The organism is Variovorax sp. J2P1-31, assembly GCF_030317215.1.
GTDB lineage: Bacteria > Pseudomonadota > Gammaproteobacteria > Burkholderiales > Burkholderiaceae_C > Variovorax.
On record NZ_JASZYA010000002.1, the window covers coordinates 1,236,752 to 1,255,570 of the forward strand.

Consider the following 18,819-nt stretch of genomic DNA (forward strand, 5'->3'; position numbering starts at 1 on the left):
GCATGTCCGCGGCCGCCTCGCCCGTCCCCGTCCCCGACACCGACGAACTGTTCGACCAGGCCCCCTGCGGCCTGCTGGTGACCGCGCTGGACGGCACCGTGCTCAAGGTCAACACCACGTTCTGCGACTGGCTCGGCATGCCGCGCGACGCCCTCGTGGGCGCCAAGCGGCTGCAGGACCTGTTCACCATGGGCGGGCGGATCTTCCACCAGACCCACTGGGTGCCAACGCTGCAGATGCAGGGCTCGCTGGCCGAGGTCAAGTTCGAGGTGCGCCGACCCGACGGGCAGCTGATCCCGATGATCCTCAACGCGCGCCGCCGCAAGCGCGCCGAAGGCGAGTTCGACGAGATCGCCGCCTTCGTGGCGCAGGACCGCAACCGCTACGAGCGCGAGCTCATGAACGCGCGCAAGAAGGCCGACGCGCTGCTCGAGGTCGAGCTGCAGTCGCAGCGCCTGCTGCGCGACCGCGCGCTGTTCGCCGAGCAGATGGTCGGCATCGTGAGCCACGACCTGCGCAACCCGCTGTCGGCCATCCTGATGGGCGTTCAGTTGATGGGCCGTGCCGAGAAAACCGAACGCGGCGTGCGCGTGCTGGGCCATGTGCGCAGCTCGGCCGAACGCGCGCAGCGGCTGATCGAGGAACTGCTCGACTTCACGCAGGCGCGCGTCGGCACCGGCCTGGCCGTGAGCCTGCAGCCCATGGACCTGCATGCGCTGACCGCGCGCACGCTGGACGAACTCCGGCTCGCTTTTCCCGACCGCGAGATCGTGCACCGCACCCGGGGCCCTGGCGCCTGCGTGGCCGACCACGACCGGCTCGCCCAACTGATCGGCAACCTGGTCGGCAACGCCGCCGCCTACGGCCGGGCCGGCACCCCCATCATCGTCACCTCGGCCATCGCCGCCACGCAGGCCGAGCTGCAGGTCCACAACCAGGGCGACCCCATCGACGCCGCCACCCTGCCCACGGTCTTCGAACCGATGGTGCGCGGCGACACCGGCAGCAACACCGTGCGCAGCGTGGGCCTGGGCCTCTACATCGTCAACGAGATCGCGAAGGCGCACGGGGGGACGATGGAGGTGGCTTCTTCGGCCGAAGAAGGGACGGCGTTCACGTTGCGGTTTGGGGCGGGGGTGGGCGCTTAGGACGGACGGCAGCGGCGCCATGGCCCGTGGAGGCCGACGCTGCAGGCGGCGACCCGAGCCACCTCATGCCCGGCCACTGAAGCGCTGCGTTGTCAGAGCGCCGGCCTCACGTGCGCAGCGCGCCACGCCGCCGCCAAGGACGCCGCCCGCCCCAACGCCCCGGGCCCGGCTTCGAAGTCGACCACCGTCGCCATATCCACCTCCGGTGGCCGCAACGGATGCTCCGCACTCCGCCCATCCGTCAACAGCCACAGCCACCGCTGCGCGGACTCATGCTTCGCCAGCAGGATCCCCGCCTGCTGAACGCCCAGCGTCAAAGGCGTGCCCCCGCCCCCTGCGATGGGCGCCAGCCAGGCGTCGTTGAATGCGCCAGCGCGCCGAGGCGGCATGCGCAGTTCGACCGTATCGCCGCCGAAGCACAGCAAGGCCACGCGGTCGCGGCGTCGATACGCTTCCTCCATCAGCGCCACCAGCACGCCCTTGGCGCGCGCGAGCTTGCCGTCCTTGAGCATCGAGGCGGAGCAGTCGAGCAGGAAGCAGTGCAGCGCACCGCTGCGGGCCTCCTGCGGGCGGCGGCGCAGGTGCTCGGCGCGCAGTCGGGCCTCGGCGCCGCGGGCCATCAGGGTGCGGGGCCAGTCGCAGGCGGTGCCGTCCTTCGGCGATGCGATGTGGCGCGACGTGTCCCGTTGCGTGCCCTGCCTCCGGTCACCCTGGCGTGCGCCAGCGGGGTCGGCGTTCCGGAGGCTCAGGCTTTTTTTGGGGTGGGGGCCGCGGCCATCAGCGGGCGCAGCGGCTTGACGCGTTCGATGCCCACGGGCTCGGGCGGCATCGCGCCCCAGTCGGTGTCGTCGTCGGAAGCAGATGTGGAGGCGTGGTCGCCCGATGCGCCCTTGCCCTCGCCGGACGAGGGACGTGGCGCGCCGGCCTGAGAGGAAGCGGGAGTCGGCGCGCTCTCCTCCGTGCCCGGCTTGCGCCGATGCAGCAGCACCAGGTCGGCCACCTGCTGCACATGCGCCGTGGTGAGCGTGTCGGCCTGCTCCCAGGCGGCCAGGGCGCGGGCGGCGCGCAGCATCACCAGATCGGCACGCAGGCCGTCGACCTGGGCGGCCATGCACAGCGCGCCGACGGCGGCATGCACTTCGTCTTCGTAAGGCAGCGCCTCGCGGTCGGCCACGGTGGCGCGGGCGCGGCCCAGGGCCAGGGCCAGGGCGCCCTGGGCGTCGGCATGGTCGGCACGGAAGCCCTGCGGGTCGGCGTCGAAGGCCAGGCGGGCGCGCACGATGGCCTGGCGCGACGCGGCGTCGTCGATGTTCGAGAGGCGCACGCAGAGGCCGAAGCGGTCGAGCAATTGCGGGCGCAGCTCGCCCTCCTCCGGGTTCATGGTGCCGACCAGCACGAAACGCGCGGCATGGCGGTGCGAGATGCCGTCGCGCTCCACGCTGTTGACGCCGCTGGCCGCCACGTCGAGCAGCGAATCGATCAGCGCGTCGGGCAGCAGGTTGACCTCGTCGACGTACAGCACGCCGCCATGCGCGCGCGACAGCAGGCCGGGCGCGAACTTCACCTGGTGGCCGGCCAGCGCCTGGCCCAGGTCCAGCGTGCCGACCAGGTGCTCGAGGCTCGCGCCCAGGGGCAGCGTGACGAAGGGCGCGCCGGTCAGCAGCTCGGCCAGCGCGCGCGCGGCCGTGGACTTGGCCGTGCCGCGCGGGCCTTCGATCAGCACGCCGCCCAGGCCGGGGTCGACCGCGGCCAGCAGCAGCGCCTGGCGCAGCTGCGGCTGGCCGGCGATGGCGGCGAAGGGAAAGGGCAGCGGCAGGGCCGCGCTCGCGGGGGGGGTCATCGGGTTCCTTCCATCCGTTGCTCCTGATCGAGCAACAGGTCTTCAAGTTGTCGCTGGTAGTCGCCAGGCGCCTGCCACAGGCCGCGCTGCATGGCTTCGAGCAACCGGCTCAGCATGTCGTGCAGCGCCTGCGGGTTGTGGTCCTGGATGAACTGGCGCGTGGCCGGGTCCATCACGTAGGCGTCGGCCACCATCGCGTACTGGTGGTCGCCGACCACGCGCGCGGTGGCGTCGAAGCCGAACAGGTAGTCGACGGTGGCGGCCATCTCGAAGGCGCCCTTGTAGCCGTGGCGCTTCACGCCGGCGATCCACTTGGGGTTGACCACGCGCGCGCGAATCACGCGGCCGATCTCTTCCTTCAGGGTGCGCATGCGCGGCGCCTGCGGGTTGCCGTGGTCGCCGTGGTACATCGCGGGCTGCTGGCCGCTCAGGTGGCGCACGGCCGCGACCATGCCGCCCTGGAACTGGTAGTAGTCGTTGGAGTCGAGCAGGTCGTGTTCGCGGCTGTCCTGGTTCTGCAGCACCACGTCCATGGTCTTCAGGCGCTCGACCAGCGCGGCCTGCGCGGGCACGCCGTCGCTGCCCTGGCCGTAGGCATGGGCGCCGCCGGCGACATAGGCGCGTGCCAGGTCGTCGTCGCTCTGCCAGTCGCCGCGGTCGAACAGCGGCTGCAGGCCCGAGCCGTAGTGGCCGGGCGCCGAGCCGAACACGCGCCAGCCGGCCTGCGTGCGCGCGGTAGCGGCGTCGAGGCCTTGCGCCTCCAGCGCCGCGGCCTCGCGCAGGATGCGGGCGCGGATCGGGTTGCGTTCGGCGTCCTCATCCTCCTGCGCGGCCACGGCCTGCACCGCGGCATCGAACATCTGCACGGCCGCGGGGAAGGCATCGCGGAAGAAGCCCGAGATGCGCAGCGTGACGTCGATGCGCGGACGGCCGATGCCCACGGTGGGCAGCACCTCGAAGTCGACCACGCGCTGGCTGCCGGCCGCCCACTTGGGCCGCACGCCGATCAGCGCGAAGGCCTGCGCCAGGTCGTCGCCGCCCGTGCGCATGGTGGCCGTGCCCCAGACCGACAGGCCCATCGCGACCGGGTACTCGCCGTGTTCCTGCAGGTGCAGCTCGACCAGCCGCGCGGCGGACTTGAGGCCCAGCATCCAGGCCGTGGGCGTGGGGATGGCGCGGGTGTCGACCGCGTAGAAGTTGCGCCCGGTCGGCAACACGTCGGGCCGGCCGCGCGAGGGCGAGCCACTGGGGCCGGCGGGCACGAAGCGGCCCTGCAGCGCGCGTGAGAGCTGATGCAGTTCCTGCGTGCCGCAGGCGTCGAGGTCGGGCGACAGGCGATGCGCGATGCGACCCAACACGGCCTGCGTGTGCGGCATGTCTTGCGGCAGCGCGATGCCTGCATCGGCCTCGTCGAGCAGCCGCTGCGCGAGCAGCTCCAGCCGCTCGCGCGTGTCGCCCGCATGGCGCCAGGGTTCGTCGCTGACCGACTGCAGCAGCGCAGGTCGCGCGCCCTGCCAGGGCGTGGCGGGCTCGATGTCGAGCGGCGCGAACCCATCGTCGACAGCGCCGGGCAGCAGGTCGCGCGACAGCGCATCGAGCAGGCCCGCGTTCTCGCCGGTGCCGTCGGCCGAGGGGTAGCGCGCGAGCGCGAGCAGGGTGTCGCGGCGCAGCCGGCCTTCGGGCGACTGGCCGAACACGTGCAGGCCGTCGCGGATCTGCGTTTCCTTGAGCTCGCACAGGTAGGCGTCGACGCGCGCGAGCACGGTGTCGTCGTCGGCCGCGGCCGAGGGCAGTGCCAGCTCCTCGACCAGGTGCTGCGCACGCACGGTCGCGAGGATCTGCGCGCGCAGCACGCGGGCGCGGCGCGCGTCGACCAGCAGCGCGTCGTAGTACTCGTCGACCTGGCGTTCCAGGTCCTGCATCGGTCCGTGGTTCTCGGCGCGCGTGAGCGGCGGCATCAGGTGGTCCACGATCACGGCCTGCGTACGGCGCTTGGCCTGCGCGCCCTCGCCCGGGTCGTTGACGATGAAGGGGTAGACGTTGGGCAGCGGCCCGAGGATGGCGTCGGGCCAGCAGGCCTGCGACAGCGCCAGGCTCTTGCCCGGCAGCCATTCGAGGTTGCCGTGCTTGCCCACGTGCACCACCGCGTCGATGGCGAACACGTCGCGCAGCCAGAAGTAGAAGGCCAGGTAGCCGTGCGGCGGCACGAGTTCGGCGTCGTGGTAGCTGGCGTAGTCCTGCGCGCCCTGCACCGCCAGCGAACGCGCGGGCTGGATGCCGACGAACACGCGGCCCAGCCGCAGGCCGGCGATCATGAAGCGGCCCTGGCGCACCGACGGGTCCTGCTCTGGCGCACCCCAGCGCGCGTCGATGGCCGCGGCCATGCCCTCGGGCAAGCTCGCCAGGCGCGCACGGTAGTCGGCCAGCGCATAGCTCTGCCAGGCCGGGCGCAGCGGCCATTGCGCGGGGTCGTTGGCGATGCCCTGCTGCAGCGTGTGCATCAGCGCGTCGCCATCGGCGGGCAGCTTGTCGGCATCGCCCAGCGCATGGCCTTCGGCGGCCAGCGTGCGCAGGATCGCGATCACCGACGCGGGCGTGTCGAGGCCCACGCCGCTGCCGATGCGGCCTTCGCTGCCCGGATAGTTGGCGAGGACCAGCGCCAGGCGCTTGTCCGCGGCGGGGAGGCTGCGCAACTTGCACCAGCGCCGCGCCAGCTCGGCCACGAAGGCGATGCGGTCGGGCTCGGGCTGGTAGTTCACTACCTCGGTCTGCGTGAGTTCGTCGCGGTGCGACAGGCCCTTGAAGCTGATGGCGCGCGTGACGATGCGGCCGTCCATCTCGGGCAGCGAGATCTGCATCGCGATGTCGCGCGGGCGCAGGCCCTGGCTGTCGGCCAGCCAGTCCTCGCGGTTGCCGCCGCTCACGATCACCTGCAGCACGGGCGCATCGCCGGCAAGCTCGGCCACGGCATCGCCCGCGTTGCCGCCCTGCCCCAGCGCCGCGAAGGCCGTGGTGTTGAGCACCAGCTGCACGGCGTGCGCGCGGCACAGGCCGCGCAGCGCGGAGATGCACAGCGGGTCCTTCAAGGAATCGAGCGCGACCGGCAGCGGGTTCAGGCCCTCGGCCTGCAGCGCGGCGGCCATCGCATCGAAGACCGCCGTGTTGCCCGACTGCAGGTGCGAGCGGTAGAACACCAGCGCCACCACCGGCGCCCCCTCGCGCCACAGCGCGCGCAGGTCGTCGATGCCGGCCACCGTGTGCGCGGCGCCGAAGCCGCCCGGCACATGCAGCGCCACCTGCGGCAGGCTGCGCGGCGGCTGCGGCGCCTCGCCATGGCCCAGGCCGTGGAAGGCGATGGCGCGCAGGAACTGCAGCGCATTGGCCGCGCCACCCGCGCGGGTGTACTGCCACAGCTGACGGCCCACGGCCTGCGGCAGCGTGCTGCGCGCGAGCAGGTCTTCGTCTTCCTGCAGGTCGCCCGAGAAGATCGCGAGCTGCTGGCCCTTGCGGCGCGCGAGCTTCTCGATCTGCTGCAGCCCGTAGGCCCAGGCCGATTCGGCGCCCAGGTGGTCGACGATCACCACCCGCGCATGCTGCAGCACCTCGTCGACATAGAGGTCGAGCGAGGCCGGCTGGCGCAGGTACTGCAGGTTGGCCAGCCGCAGCGAGGGGTAGCCGGGGTCGATGGCGGCGAGCGCGCTGCGCGCGGCGGCCAAGAGCGCGAGCGTGGTGTCGGCCGAGCTCAGCACCACGATCTCGCCCGGCGTCTGGTCGAGCCGGGTGACGACGCTGTCGTCCTCGACGAAGCGGCCGGGCTGGGTGCTCAGCAGGTGCATGTCATCGACTCGGGTGCGGGGTCGGGTGCGGGTACCGGACGCAGAGGACGCAGAGGTTTCGCAGAAGGAATCCAAAAGGGAATCCATTCATTCTGAATTTCCTTTTAATCGGCTTTTTCTGCGTTCTCTGCGAAACCTCTGCGCCCTCTGCGTCCGGCGGTCCGAATTCAGGCCTCAGCACCCGCCAGCGCCGAACGCAGCACCGCCTCGTCGAGGTCCTCGCCGATGAACACCAGCTGCGTGCGGCGGGCCTCGCCCTCGCGCCACTGGCGGTCGAAGTGATGGTCGAAGCGCTTGCCCACGCCCTGCACCAAGAGGCGCATCGGCTTGCCGGGGATCGCGACGAAGCCCTTGATGCGGTAGACGGTGTGCGCGGCCACGATCTGCTCGAGCGCGGCCAGCAGGCGGTCGCGGTCGACCGCGGGCAGGTCGATCACCAGCGAGTCGAACTCGTCGTGGTCGTGGTCTTCCTCGTGGTCGTGGTGGCTGACGCGCTGGTCGATGGTGGTCTCGGCCGCGCGGCCCTGGCCCAGCAGCAGGGCCAGCGGCAGCTGGCCCTGGGTGGCGGCGACGATCTTGACCTCGGCCGGGATCTCGGCGCGGATCAGCGCCTCGACCTGCGCGCGCGCGGCCTCGTCGAGCAGGTCGGACTTGTTGAGCACCACCAGGTCGGCCGCCGAGAGCTGGTCTTCGAACAGCTCGTGCAGCGGCGACTCGTGGTCGAGGTTGGGGTCGGCGCGGCGCTGCGCATCGACGGCCTCGGTGTTCTCCGCGAACTGGCCCGAAGCCGTGGCCGGGCCGTCGACCACCGTGACCACCGCGTCGACGGTGAACACGTTGGCGATCTCGGGCCACTGGAAGGCCTGGACCAGCGGCTTGGGCAGCGCCAGGCCCGAGGTCTCGATGATCACCGCGTCGATGTCCGCACGGCGCTCGGCCAGCTGCAGCATCACGGGCTGGAATTCTTCCTGCACGGTGCAGCAGACGCAGCCGTTGGCCAGTTCGTACAGGGCGCCTTCGCGCTCGTTGCCCTCGTCGTCGCAGCCGATGCCGCAGCCGCGCAGGATCTCGCCGTCGATGCCCAGCTCGCCGAACTCGTTGACGATGACGGCGATGCGCTTGCCCTCGGCGTTGCCGAGGATGTGGCGCAGCAGCGTGGTCTTGCCGCTGCCGAGGAAGCCGGTGACGATGGTGACGGGGATCTTGGCGCTTTGCATGGGCGTGTGGCTTTCTGGAATGGGATGGATCATGCCGGCTCGCGAAGCGCGGGGAGCACCTCGATCGCAAAGAGCGTCATGCCGGCGAGGGCTTGGGTGTTGTCGAGCAGGCCGTTGGCGTTGAACACGCAGCGCAGCGCATCGATGCCGCTGCGCGCGCGCAGGGCGAGGATCTGCGCATGGCACTGCGCGGGGTCGCCGTGGATGAACTGCTCGCGCAGCATGCGTTCAGGCTCGATGCGCGGCACCTGCTCCGGCGGCACGCCGCGCCTGGCGGCGAAGAATTCGCGGCGCGCCTGCAGCTGGGCCCAGAGGCCGTCGAGCTGCGACTGCACCGACGCCGCATCGGTGCCGATGCACACGTAGCGCGCGAGCGACGATCGCCGCAGCAAGGTCGAGGGTCGTCCCTGCAGGATGTCGGCCACGTGGCCCAGCTGCGTGGTTTCGGGGGGCTCCAGGCTCAGCAGCAGCGGCAGGTCGCGTTCGATCGCGAAGCCCAGCGTCTCGGGCGTGGAGCCGGCCACGTAGAGCGGCACGTGCGCGGCCTGGGCCTGCAGCACGATGCAGTTCCGCTCGAAGCGCGCGCGGGTCTGGGCCGCGTCGATGTTCAATGCGGCCAGCGTGGCGGGCTCGGTGCCGCGGCCCACGCCGATGTCGATGCGCCCGCCGCTCTGGAAGGCCAGCTGCGCGACCTCGTCGGCCAGCAGCAGCGGCTGGTGCAGCGGCAGCACCAGCACCGAGGTGCCCACGCGCAGCCGCTCGGTGCGCGCCAGCAGCGCGGCGGCCAGCAGCAGCGGCGAGGGGTACGGCCAGTCGGCCGTGGGCAGGCGGAATTCGCTGAACCACACGCCGTCGAAGCCCAGCCGGTCGGCTTCGTCGAACAGCGCGAAGAAGGCACGCGGGTCGCCCTGCGTGGCTTCGCGGGTCCAGCCGGCGAGGTCGATGCGCATCATGGGCCGGCCTGCCGGCGCAGCCGCGCGCGCAGCATCACGCCGGGCGGCACGCCGATGCGGTCGAACACCACGCCGAAGCTCTCGTCGAGCAGCGCCGCATGGATCAGCTCCTCGCCGCCGTCGATCGCGATGCGGCCGTCGGCCACCACCACGATGCGCTCGAAGTGGCGGAAGGCCAGGTCGAGGTCGTGCATGGCCACGATCACCAGCCGGGTGCGGCCGCGCTGCGCCAGCGCCTCGACCAGCGTGAGCCGGTGCCGCACGTCGAGCGCGGCGCCGGGCTCGTCGGCCAGCAGGATGGGCGGATCGGTCGCGAGCACGGTGGCCAGCAGCACGCGGGCCTGCTCGCCGCCCGACAGCGTGGACCAGCGCCGGCCGCGGAAGGCCTGGAGCTGGTTGCGTGCGATCACCTCGTCGACCGTGGGCCACTGGGCCGGCGCCTTGCCGCGCGGCGGCGTGAGGCGCATGCCCAGCAGTTCTTCCAGCACCAGGTCCCAGTGCGGCTCGAAGTGCTGCGGCATGAAGCCGATGGCTTGCGCGCGCTCGGCGGCGGGCACGTCGACCACGCGCCGCACGCCCAGCCGCACCTCGCCCTGCGCGGGTGTCTCCAGCCCGGCCAGCAGCGCGAGCAGCGTGGACTTGCCCGCGCCGTTGGGGCCGATGACGGCCACCGAGCCGGTCGCGCCGAAGCCGATCGACACGTCGCGCAGGATGGACTTGTGGCGGCGCGAGACGCCGAGGTGCTGGGCTTCGAGCAGCAGGTTCATGAACGCAGCCTCCGCGCCAGCAGCACGATGAAGAAGGGCCCGCCCGCCACGGCCGTGACCAGCCCCAGCGGGATCTCGGCCGGCGGCAGGGCCGAGCGCGCGATGGCGTCGGCCACGGTCACGACGATGGCGCCGGTGAGCGCCGAGGCCGGCAGCAGCGCCCGGTGCAGCGGCCCGACCATCCAGCGCGCGATGTGCGGCGCGGCCAGGCCGACGAAGGCCACCAGGCCGCCATAGGCCACGGCCGCCGCGACCACCAGCGAACCGACGACGACCGCGACAGGCGTGAAGCGCGCCACGTCGAGTCCGAAGCCCTGCGCCGCGCGCGTGCCCAGGCCCAGCAGGTCGAGCCCGTGCGCGATGCGCGAGGTGGCCAGCAGGCAGGCCACGCACAGCGCGGCGAGCAGGCCCAGGCCGGGCCACGACGGCGTCTGGATGCCGCCCAGCACCCAGCTCATCACGACCTGCAAGCTCACGGTCTCGTCGGACAGCGCGAGCATGAGGAAGGAGCGCAGCGCGCCCAGCATCGCGGCGATGGCCACGCCGGCCAGCAGCATGCCGGCGGCATCGAGCGCGCCCGCGACGCGGGAGACGCCGAGCACCAGGGCGGTCGCGCCCCAGGCGCCGGCGAAGGCCAGCACGGGCAGCGCATAGGACTGGGGCACGCCCAGCGGCACCAGCAGCGCGACGGTGGCCCCCAGTGCCGCGCCGCCCGAGGCGCCGAGCAGGTAGGGCTCGGCCAGCGGGTTGCGGAACACGCCCTGGAAGACCGCCCCCGACAGGCCCAGCAAGGCGCCGACCAGGGCGGCGGCGAACACGCGGGGCAGGCGCCATTGCAGCAAGAGGCGGCTGCGCAGGCTGTCGTCGCCCGCGAGCGCGCGGTAGAGGGCCTGGGGCGACGACCACTCGTGGCCGGCACAGGCCGCGAGCAGCAAGGCGACCCCGAGCACCGCGGCGGCGATGAGCCAGGCGCGGGCGGGGTGGCGTGGGGCGGGTGGGGTCATGGGCTTGGCACCTTCCCCCTTTGGGGGAAGGTGGGGATGGGGGCTCGCACGATGGAGGCGCTGCCGGCCCCCACCCCTGCCCTCCCCCAGAGGGGGAGGGAGCAAGAAAAAGGTCGCGGGATGTCGGGCACCTTTCCCCTTTGGGGGAAGGTAGGGATGGGGGCTCGCACGATGGAGGCGCTGCCGGCCCCCACCCCTGCCCTCCCCCGGAGGGGGAGGGAGCAAGAAGAAGGTCGCGGGATGTCAGGCTCCTTCCCCCTTTGGGGGAAGGCGGGGATGGGGGCTCGCACGATGGAGGCGCCGCCGCCCTCACCCCTGCCTTCTCCCAGGAGGAGAGGGAGTAAAACCGAAACACTCACGGCCTTCCCTCCACTGACCCCAGCCACTTCGCCAGGCGCTCGATCCCGTCGATGGTCCGCGGCCCCGGAATCAAAAACTCGCTGCGCGACACCGTCACCGCGCGCTTGTCGCGCACCGCCCGCATGTCACGCCAGCCCGGCAGTTGAACCAGATCGTCGAGAGCAGCCTTCGTCCCCGCGAACAGCAGCACGTCCGGGTCCGACGCGAGGATGGCCTCCGGCGACACCTGCGCCACCGCCCCGCGCCCCGCGATCGCGAAGCGGCCGCCGGCCATGCGCATCGCCTCGCCGGTGTAGGTGTCGGCCCGCGCCACCAGCAGCATGCCGTTGCCCACGCGGCCGGTGATCATCACCATGCGCGGGGCGGTGCGTTGCGCGACCTGCTGCGCCACGGCATCCAGCCGCGCCTGCAGCGACTGCGCCAGCGCCTCGCCGCGTTCGGGCACGCCGGTGGCGCGGCCGATCAGGCGGATGTTGTCCAGCACCTCGCCGACCGAGCGGCTCAGCAGCACGATCACCGGCACGCCGATGCGCGTCATCGGGTCGACCAGCTGGTTGGCGGCCTGCCGCGCGGGCGTGACGATCACCAGGTCGGGCCGCTGCGCGACCACCGCGTCGACCGAGAAGCCCAGCCGGCCGCCGACCCTGGGCTTGTCCATGACCTCGGGCGGAAAGCGCGTGTATTCCTCGACGCCGACGATGCGGTCGGCCAGGCCGAGCGAAGTCACCAGTTCGGTGTTCGACGCGAAGATGGTCACCAGCCGCTGCGGCGCCGCGGGCAGCACCACGCTGCGGCCCAGCGCATCGCGGACCTCGATCGGCGCGGCCTGCCCCGAGAGGGCCGCGGCGCTCAGACCCAGGACCAGCGCGATGCGCTTGAACCGCATCAGAAGCTGACTTGCATGCCGACCTGGAACTCGCGGCCCGGCATCGAGGTGCCGCACCCGCCGTTCTGGAAGCGCGGATCGGCGATGCACGGCTTCTGGTCGAGCGCGATGAAGATTGGGCTGCGGTTGAGGTCGAACAGGTTGTTGACCGCCGCGAACACCTTCACGCGCTTGTTGATGCGGTAGTCGCCGCGCAGGTTCCACACGGTGAAGGCGCCCTTCCTGTGGATGTAGGTGCTGTAGGGCTCGCCCTGCGGGATCAGCAGCGCTTCCTCGGTGTCGTACCACATCGGTCCGCGCAGCAGCGCACCGATCTGCAGGCTCCAGTCGTCGGGCAGCTTGCCCGCGCCGCGGCCGTAGCGCAGGCCCAGCGAGGCCTCGTACTTGTACATGCGCTGCACGCGGTCGGTGTCGAGCGCGGTCGCGCCCTTGTCGCGCATCGTGAAGTTGTAGTAGCCGTTGGCATACGCGTTGAGGCTGTGGGCGCCGGTCGAGAAGTTCAGTGCCTTCGCCAGGTCGACGTTGGCGCTGGCCTCGATGCCGCGCACCACGATGTCGGCGGCGTTGTTGGCGTAGTCCGAGGTGTTGGTGGTCGGGCCGCGCGACACGGTGATGATGCGGTCGGAAATCGTGTTCTGGAACAGCGCCACGTCCACGTTCCAGACCGGCAGCTGCAGCGTGCCGCCGAACTCGATCTGGCGGTTGCTCTCGGGCTTGAGGTTCGGGTTGCCGAAGCTGCGGCCGCCGCCCACCGCGGTGAAGTCCGAGCCCAGCTCGGTCGAGGTCGGGGCGCGGAAGCCGGTCGAGATGCCGGTGCGCAGGTTCAGCACGTCGAGCGCGCGCCAGGTCGCGCCGGTCGACCAGGTGGTCTCGCCGTACGACTGGCTGCCGCTGCGCTGCAGCGGCAGGTTGGGCGTGTAGTCGAAGCTGGTGCGGCCTTCGGTGCGGCGCGCGCCGCCGCGCACCGTCACGCGGTCGTCGAAGAACTTCTGCGAATCCTCGAAGTACAGCGCGTTGACGTGCTCGGTCTGGTTGTTGTCGTAGGGCGCGACCTGGCCGGTCGGGCCGCCGGGCAGCGCGACGCGGAAGCGGTCCGAGCGCAGCCGGCTGCGTTCCCAGTCGTAGCCCAGCAGCAGGTCGTTGCCCTGCCCCAGCTTGAAGCGCGGCTGCAGGCGCGTGCCCAGGATGTCGAGCTTGCGGTCGTTGTAGTCGCTCGAGGTGCCGGGCGTGGCCCGTGTGCCGGAGCGCACCACGGGCGAGGCCCACTTGAACTCGTCCTCGTCGGCCACCGAGTAGATCTGCGCCATCCAGCCGATGCGCTCGTCGGCCGTGCGGCCTTCGTAGGTGAGGTCGGCCGAGGCGTTGGTGCGGTCGTCCTTGCTGATGGTGTTGGCGCCCGATCCGCGGAAGCCCGCGTTGTAGATGCCGTCGGTGCGCAGCTTGAGTTCGAGCCGGTTGCGCTCGTCGACCTGGAAGCCCAGCGCGCCCGCGAAGCCGCGGCGCTCCCAACCCGTGTTGGCCAGCTTGCCGCCGCCCTTGCCCGATTCGTAATCGTCGCGCTGGCCGCCCAAGACGCCGAAGTACCAGTCGAAGCGTTCGCCGCCGCCGCTGGTCTGCGCATTGGCCTGCACGCCGCCCCAGGAGCCCACGCTGAGGCCGGCCTGGCTGGGCGGCGCGTTGTAGCCGCTCTTCATGATGATGTTGATCACGCCGCCCATGTTCTGGCTGCCGTAGATCACCGAGGCCGGGCCGCGCACGATCTCGATGCGCTCGACCTCGTTGGCGCTGAGCTTGGAGATGTTGGCCGTGCCGGCGCGCCGGCCGTTGACCAGCACCAGCACCTGGCCCTTGTAGTCGCGGCCCTGGCCGTCGCTGGTGGCGCCGCGGATGTTGATCGAGGTCTGCGCCGCGGTCCATTCGCTGAAGAAGCCGACCGCGTTCTCGGCCAGCAGGTCGGTCACCGACTTGGCGGTCGAGCGGTCGATGGCCGCGCGGTCGATCACCTGCGTGGTCGCGGCGATGCTGGCGCGCGCCTCGGGGCGGGCCGTGGCCGTGACGAAGATTTCATTGAGGGCATCGGCTTCCTGCGCCATGCCCTGGCCCGCGGCCATCGAGAGCAAACCCAGCACGCCCACTCGGGCCGGGTTCAGGATCGTTGTTTTTTTCATGCGTGTTCCAACCGCCCCGCCACCCCGCGGAGCCTCAACCATTGAATACGCTGAAGAAGAAAGAACGCCTCGCGGCCAAGCCCGGTGCGTGTGTGCACCGGCTTGCCCGGACCCTCGCTCTCCCGCAGCGGCCGAAGCAGTTGCGAAGGCCGGTATCCGGGCTTGCGGACCGTCCTGCATGCGCGTTGCGTGCAGGACCGAATCCCTCGCCTTCCCACGCCGTGAGGCGCAGTGACTGCCATGCCGACAAGGCATGCGCGTGAGGGATTCTTCGAGATCCGCTGACCGTTGCGGGGGCAGCGCAGGACTTGTCGCGTCGTGTGAAGACGCAAGGCACCTGCTTCCCGTTTAACCCCGAGACCCTCAAGCGATGAGAGCGTGCGGGGCACCTTCGAACCGTGCGGGCGCGGCGCTCACAGCGCCGGCCCGACCACAGAATTATAGGAAGGTAAAGAAATCTGACAGCTTGCCGCGCGAGGCTTGCTGTCGGAGGTGGCCCGCTTACTTGGGCAGCAGCACCTTGTCGACCACGTGGATCACGCCGTTCGACTGGTAGACGTCGGCGATGGTCACGTTGGCGGTACCGCCCTTTTCGTCGGTCACGGTCACCATGCCACCGGTGCTCTTGGCCACCAGCGTGCCGCCCGAGACGGTCTTGAGCGAGGCCATGCCCTTGCCGTCGTCGATCATCTTCATGAGCGACTTGGCATCGACCTTGCCGGCCACCACGTGGTAGGTGAGGATGGTCGTGAGCGTGCCCTTGTTCTCGGGCTTGAGCAGCGTGTCGACCGTGCCGGCCGGCAGGGCCGCGAAGGCGGCGTTGGTGGGCGCGAAGACGGTGAACGGACCCGGGCCCTTGAGCGTCTCGACCAGGCCGGCGGCCTTGACCGCGGCGACCAGGGTCGTGTGGTCCTTGGAATTCACGGCGTTGTCGATGATGTCCTTGGTGGCGTACATCGGCGCGCCGCCGACGGTGACCTGGGCGATGGCGGAGACCGCACCGACCGACAGAGCGGCTGCGAGTGCGAGGGAAGCGAGGCGTGAGAACTTGGCTTGCATGGATGGCTCCTGTTGCGTTCACCGCCACGAAGATGCGCAGCGGGTGAAAGGGATACGGCCCCGCCCGCACCTTGGATTCAACCGATGCGAAATCTGCGCTTCAAAGTGCGCGCAGCTGCGCCAGGTCGGGTTTTTCCAGCCATTGCTGCAGTTCGTCGGCCAGGCGCTGCGCCTCGGCCGCGGCGGTGCGCCAGGCCTGGATGCGGCCCGCCAGGTCGTTGCCGTAGCGCAGGAAGTCGTTGCGGTCGGGCAGCTTGCCGTTGGGCAGGGTCGCGACCCATTCGGGCGATGGCGCCAGCACCACCATGCTGTCGAGGAAAGGCGTGGCCTTGTGGCGCCACTTGAGGCCCTTGTCCAGCCAGCCCGGCACCACCGCCTGCTGGAAGTGCGGATACAGCACGATGCCCTGGGGCCCCGCGCGGTAGTCCAGGTGCAGGTGGTAGTCGGTGATGCCACCGTCCCAGTAGGCGCCGGGCGGCGCGCCCGGGATGTCGTGCACCGCCTCGAGCATGAAGGGGATCGAGCACGAGGCCTGCAGCGCCGGCGCGAAGTTGGCTTCGCTCAGCGCCACGCGCCGGGTCGCGAAATCGGTGGTGGCGAAAGGCAGGGCCGCATCCGGCGTGGAGAACACCACGCGCTCCAGCCAGCCGCCCAGCGCCTTGCGCCGCACGCCGTTGGCCATGAAGGCGCCCAGGTAGCCCAGCGCCGTGCGCCCCCGCCCCTCGCGGCCCAGCAGGTGCCGGCCGTGGGCGGTGATCACATGCAGGCTGTAGCGCGGATGCTTCAGCACCTCCTGCGCCCGACCGCCGTAGAAGCTGCGCAGGCCCTCGCCGAACTGCGCGCTGACCTGCTTCGCCGTGAGCCGCTTCTGGCCCGGCGGCAGTTCGAAGTGCTGGGTGATGTAGCCGTCCTCGAAGTCGCGCAGCGCGCGCATCGGGTCGTCGAGGCAGGCATTGGCCAGCCGCCAGGCGCCGATGGAGGCCCCCACCAGGTCGATGGGCTGGTCGGAACGCGGCAGCCAGTCGCCGAGCAGGAAGCGGTCGATGGGGCCGAGGATCAGGCCCTTGGGCCCGCCCGCCGCGCCCGGCACCACGCGCACGTCCCCGGGCCGCAGGCCCTGCGCTTCGATCAGGCGCCTGGCGGCCGGTCCGGCATGGATGCGCAGTGCCTTCATCGGGGAGGCGGCTTACTTGCCGCGCAGCCCCTGCAGCTTGGCGAAGGCGCTGGCCATCTGGCCCGCGGGCTGCGGCGTGTTGTCGCGGCGCGGGCCCTGCTGCTGGCCGCGGCCCGCGCCTTCGAAGCGGTTGTCGCGCGGGCCGTCGCGGCGCGCGGGCGAAGCGTCGAGGCGCATCGACAGGCCGATGCGCTTGCGCGCCACGTCGACCTCCATCACCTTGACCTTGACGATGTCGCCGGTCTTGACGATCTCGCGCGCGTCTTCCACGAACTTGTTGGCCAGCTGGCTCACGTGGACCAGGCCGTCCTGGTGCACGCCCAGGTCGATGAAGGCGCCGAACTGCGCGACGTTGCTCACCGTGCCCTCGAGGATCATGCCTTCCTTCAAGTCGGCGATGTCCTCGACGCCGTCGTTGAAGCGCGCCACCTTGAAGTCGGGGCGCGGGTCGCGGCCCGGCTTCTCGAGTTCGCCCAGGATGTCCTTGACCGTGATCACGCCGAACTTCTCGTTGGCGAAGAGTTCGGGCTTGAGCGCCTTGAGCATGTCGGCGCGCCCCATCAGCTCGGTGATGGGCTTGCCGGTCTTGACCATGATCTGTTCGACCAGCGGATAGGTTTCCGGGTGCACGCCGGTGATGTCCAGCGGGTTGCTGCCGTCGCGCACGCGCAGGAAGCCCGCGCTCTGCTCGAAGGCCTTGGGGCCGAAGCCCGTGACTTCCAGCAGCTGTTTGCGGGTGGCGAAGGCGCCGTTGGCCTCGCGCCAGCGCACCACCGCTTTGGCCACGCTGGCCGACAGGCCCGACACGCGCGACAGCAGCGGCACGCTGGCGGTGTTGAGGTCCACGCCGACCGAGTTCACGCAGTCTTCCACCACCGCGCTCAGCGTGCGCGCGAGTTCGCTCTGGTTCACGTCGTGCTGGTACTGGCCCACGCCGATCGACTTGGGGTCGATCTTCACGAGTTCGGCCAGCGGGTCCTGCAGGCGGCGCGCGATGCTGGCCGCGCCGCGCAGGCTCACGTCCACGTCGGGCATCTCCTGCGAGGCGAATTCGCTCGCGGAATAGACCGAGGCGCCGGCCTCGCTCACCACCACCTTGTCGATGGCCATGGGCGGCGCGCCGGCCTGGTCGGCCATCTTCGCCAGCAGCTTGATCAGGTCGGCCGCCAGCTTGTCGGTCTCGCGGCTGGCGGTGCCGTTGCCGATCGCGATCAGGTTCACGCCGTGCTTGGCGCAGAGCTTGCCCAGCGTGTGCAGCGAACCTTCCCAGTCCTTGCGCGGCTCGTGCGGGAACACGGTGGCGGTCTCGACCAGCTTGCCGGTCGCATCGACCACCGCCACCTTCACGCCGGTGCGGATGCCCGGGTCCAGGCCCAGCACCACGCGGCGGCCCGCGGGCGCGGCCAGCAGCAGGTCGCGCAGGTTGTCGGCGAAGACCTTGATGGCGGTCTTCTCGGCGTCCTCGCGCAGGCGGGTGAACAGGTCGCGTTCGGTCGAGAGCGAGAGCTTCACGCGCCAGGTCCAGGCCACGCACTTGCGGATCAGGTCGTCCGACGGGCGGGCCGCGTGGCTCCAGCCCAGGTGCAGGGCGATGCGGCCTTCGGCCACGCTGGGCTTGCCCGGCTCGGGCTCGACCGGCAGCACCAGCTTGGCGTCGAGGATGTCGAGCGCGCGGCCGCGGAACACCGCCAGCGCGCGGTGCGAGGGCACGCGGCCGATGGGTTCGTCGTAGTCGAAGTAGTCGCGGAACTTGGACACGTCGACGTTGTTCTCGTCCTTGCCCGCCATCAGCGTGGACTTGAACAGGCCTTCGCTCCAGAGCCACTCGCGCAGCCGCTGCACCAGCGCCGCGTCCTCGGCCCAGCGCTCCGACAGGATGTCGCGCACGCCGTCGAGCACGGCCGGCACGGTGGAGAAATCGGGGCCCGGCTTGCCGTCGTCCAGCGTCTCGGCGGGCTTGAGGAAGGCCTTGGCTTCGACGGCCGGGTCCAGCGTCGGGTCGGCGAAGAGCTTGTCGGCCAGCGGCTCGATGCCGAACTCGCGCGCGATCTGGCCCTTGGTGCGGCGCTTCTGCTTGAAGGGCAGGTAGAGGTCTTCCAGCTCCTGCTTGGTCGCCACGGTGGCGATCGCGATGCGCAGCGCGTCGGTCAGCTTGCCCTGCTCGTCGATGCTCTTCATCACGGCCGTGCGGCGCTCGTCGAGCTCGCGCAGGTAGGCCAGGCGCGCCTCGAGTTCGCGCAGCTGGATGTCGTCGAGGCCGTCGGTGGCCTCCTTGCGGTAGCGGGCGATGAAGGGCACCGTGGCGCCGCCGTCGAGCAGCTCGATGGCCGCCTTCACCTGGTGCTCGCCGACCTTGATTTCGGACGCGAGCTGGCGAATGATTTTCTGCATGTCTGAATGAACCCTG

The 18,819-nt window shown here is 71.1% G+C and carries 13 protein-coding genes and 1 riboswitch; of the genes, 1 reads left to right on the plus strand and 12 read right to left on the minus strand.

All coding sequences use genetic code 11. The annotated features are described in order from the left end of the window. The first annotated feature begins 2 nt into the window (after nucleotides 1-2). Nucleotides 3-1,148 (plus strand): PAS domain-containing sensor histidine kinase, encoded by a 1,146-nt coding sequence (locus tag QTI20_RS16870; protein ID WP_286552529.1) that lies wholly within the window; start codon nucleotides 3-5, stop codon nucleotides 1,146-1,148. Between the two features lie 92 nt (nucleotides 1,149-1,240). On the opposite strand, the gene QTI20_RS16875 is transcribed toward QTI20_RS16870, so the two are convergent. The 12 genes from QTI20_RS16875 to QTI20_RS16930 all read right to left on the minus strand — a co-directional run bounded on the left by QTI20_RS16875 (nucleotide 1,241) and on the right by QTI20_RS16930 (nucleotide 18,803). Beyond that, a complete protein-coding gene (locus QTI20_RS16875; protein WP_286552531.1) occupies nucleotides 1,241-1,768 on the minus strand; it encodes a vWA domain-containing protein in 528 nt (175 codons plus the stop codon). Between the two features lie 125 nt (nucleotides 1,769-1,893). After that, nucleotides 1,894-2,988 (minus strand): magnesium chelatase ATPase subunit I, encoded by a 1,095-nt coding sequence (locus QTI20_RS16880; protein WP_286552533.1) that lies wholly within the window; start codon nucleotides 2,986-2,988, stop codon nucleotides 1,894-1,896. After that, on the minus strand, nucleotides 2,985-6,824 hold the full coding sequence (gene cobN / locus QTI20_RS16885; RefSeq protein WP_286552534.1) for a cobaltochelatase subunit CobN: 3,840 nt from the start codon (nucleotides 6,822-6,824) through the stop codon (nucleotides 2,985-2,987). Before cobN ends, QTI20_RS16880 begins: the two co-directional genes overlap by 4 nt. A 167-nt stretch (nucleotides 6,825-6,991) precedes the next feature. Continuing rightward, complete coding sequence (cobW, locus tag QTI20_RS16890; RefSeq protein WP_286552535.1) at nucleotides 6,992-8,041, minus strand: cobalamin biosynthesis protein CobW; 1,050 nt, start codon at nucleotides 8,039-8,041, stop codon at nucleotides 6,992-6,994. A gap of 29 nt (nucleotides 8,042-8,070) precedes the next feature. After that, on the minus strand, nucleotides 8,071-8,994 hold the full coding sequence (locus tag QTI20_RS16895; protein ID WP_286552537.1) for an LLM class flavin-dependent oxidoreductase: 924 nt from the start codon (nucleotides 8,992-8,994) through the stop codon (nucleotides 8,071-8,073). Beyond that, complete coding sequence (locus tag QTI20_RS16900) at nucleotides 8,991-9,761, minus strand: ABC transporter ATP-binding protein (protein ID WP_286552539.1); 771 nt, start codon at nucleotides 9,759-9,761, stop codon at nucleotides 8,991-8,993. Before QTI20_RS16900 ends, QTI20_RS16895 begins: the two co-directional genes overlap by 4 nt. Further along, the gene (locus QTI20_RS16905) at nucleotides 9,758-10,765 is read right to left on the minus strand and encodes a FecCD family ABC transporter permease (RefSeq protein ID WP_286552541.1); all 1,008 of its coding nucleotides are present in this window, start codon (nucleotides 10,763-10,765) and stop codon (nucleotides 9,758-9,760) included. The genes QTI20_RS16900 and QTI20_RS16905 overlap by 4 nt, the downstream gene beginning before the upstream one ends. 355 nt (nucleotides 10,766-11,120) lie before the next feature. Next, the gene (locus QTI20_RS16910) at nucleotides 11,121-12,011 is read right to left on the minus strand and encodes an ABC transporter substrate-binding protein (RefSeq protein ID WP_286552544.1); all 891 of its coding nucleotides are present in this window, start codon (nucleotides 12,009-12,011) and stop codon (nucleotides 11,121-11,123) included. After that, nucleotides 12,011-14,179 (minus strand): TonB-dependent receptor, encoded by a 2,169-nt coding sequence (locus QTI20_RS16915; RefSeq protein ID WP_286552545.1) that lies wholly within the window; start codon nucleotides 14,177-14,179, stop codon nucleotides 12,011-12,013. The genes QTI20_RS16910 and QTI20_RS16915 overlap by 1 nt, the downstream gene beginning before the upstream one ends. Nucleotides 14,180-14,309: 130 nt before the next feature. After that, a riboswitch (cobalamin riboswitch) is annotated at nucleotides 14,310-14,586 on the minus strand. Between the two features lie 94 nt (nucleotides 14,587-14,680). Then, nucleotides 14,681-15,238: a fasciclin domain-containing protein gene (locus tag QTI20_RS16920; protein WP_286552547.1), complete on the minus strand. Its 558-nt coding sequence runs from the start codon at nucleotides 15,236-15,238 to the stop codon at nucleotides 14,681-14,683. A gap of 100 nt (nucleotides 15,239-15,338) precedes the next feature. Then, entirely contained in the window at nucleotides 15,339-16,412 is a 1,074-nt protein-coding gene (locus QTI20_RS16925) for a patatin-like phospholipase family protein (RefSeq protein WP_286552548.1), read from the minus strand. Between the two features lie 12 nt (nucleotides 16,413-16,424). Next, nucleotides 16,425-18,803, minus strand: coding sequence for a Tex family protein (locus QTI20_RS16930; RefSeq protein WP_286552549.1), 2,379 nt, complete (start codon nucleotides 18,801-18,803; stop codon nucleotides 16,425-16,427). Nucleotides 18,804-18,819: the final 16 nt, after the last annotated feature.

Excerpts from the sequence above, each read along its gene's own strand:
- QTI20_RS16870 (WP_286552529.1), top strand. The coding sequence starts at position 3 with ATGTCCGCGGCCGCCTCGCCCGTCCCCGTCCCCGACACCGACGAACTG.
- QTI20_RS16875 (WP_286552531.1), bottom strand. The coding sequence starts at position 1,768 with ATGGCCCGCGGCGCCGAGGCCCGACTGCGCGCCGAGCACCTGCGCCGC.
- QTI20_RS16880 (WP_286552533.1), bottom strand. The coding sequence starts at position 2,988 with ATGACCCCCCCCGCGAGCGCGGCCCTGCCGCTGCCCTTTCCCTTCGCC.
- cobN (WP_286552534.1), bottom strand. The coding sequence starts at position 6,824 with ATGCACCTGCTGAGCACCCAGCCCGGCCGCTTCGTCGAGGACGACAGC.
- cobW (WP_286552535.1), bottom strand. The coding sequence starts at position 8,041 with ATGCAAAGCGCCAAGATCCCCGTCACCATCGTCACCGGCTTCCTCGGC.
- QTI20_RS16895 (WP_286552537.1), bottom strand. The coding sequence starts at position 8,994 with ATGATGCGCATCGACCTCGCCGGCTGGACCCGCGAAGCCACGCAGGGC.
- QTI20_RS16900 (WP_286552539.1), bottom strand. The coding sequence starts at position 9,761 with ATGAACCTGCTGCTCGAAGCCCAGCACCTCGGCGTCTCGCGCCGCCAC.
- QTI20_RS16905 (WP_286552541.1), bottom strand. The coding sequence starts at position 10,765 with ATGACCCCACCCGCCCCACGCCACCCCGCCCGCGCCTGGCTCATCGCC.
- QTI20_RS16910 (WP_286552544.1), bottom strand. The coding sequence starts at position 12,011 with ATGCGGTTCAAGCGCATCGCGCTGGTCCTGGGTCTGAGCGCCGCGGCC.
- QTI20_RS16915 (WP_286552545.1), bottom strand. The coding sequence starts at position 14,179 with ATGAAAAAAACAACGATCCTGAACCCGGCCCGAGTGGGCGTGCTGGGT.
- QTI20_RS16920 (WP_286552547.1), bottom strand. The coding sequence starts at position 15,238 with ATGCAAGCCAAGTTCTCACGCCTCGCTTCCCTCGCACTCGCAGCCGCT.
- QTI20_RS16925 (WP_286552548.1), bottom strand. The coding sequence starts at position 16,412 with ATGAAGGCACTGCGCATCCATGCCGGACCGGCCGCCAGGCGCCTGATC.
- QTI20_RS16930 (WP_286552549.1), bottom strand. The coding sequence starts at position 18,803 with ATGCAGAAAATCATTCGCCAGCTCGCGTCCGAAATCAAGGTCGGCGAG.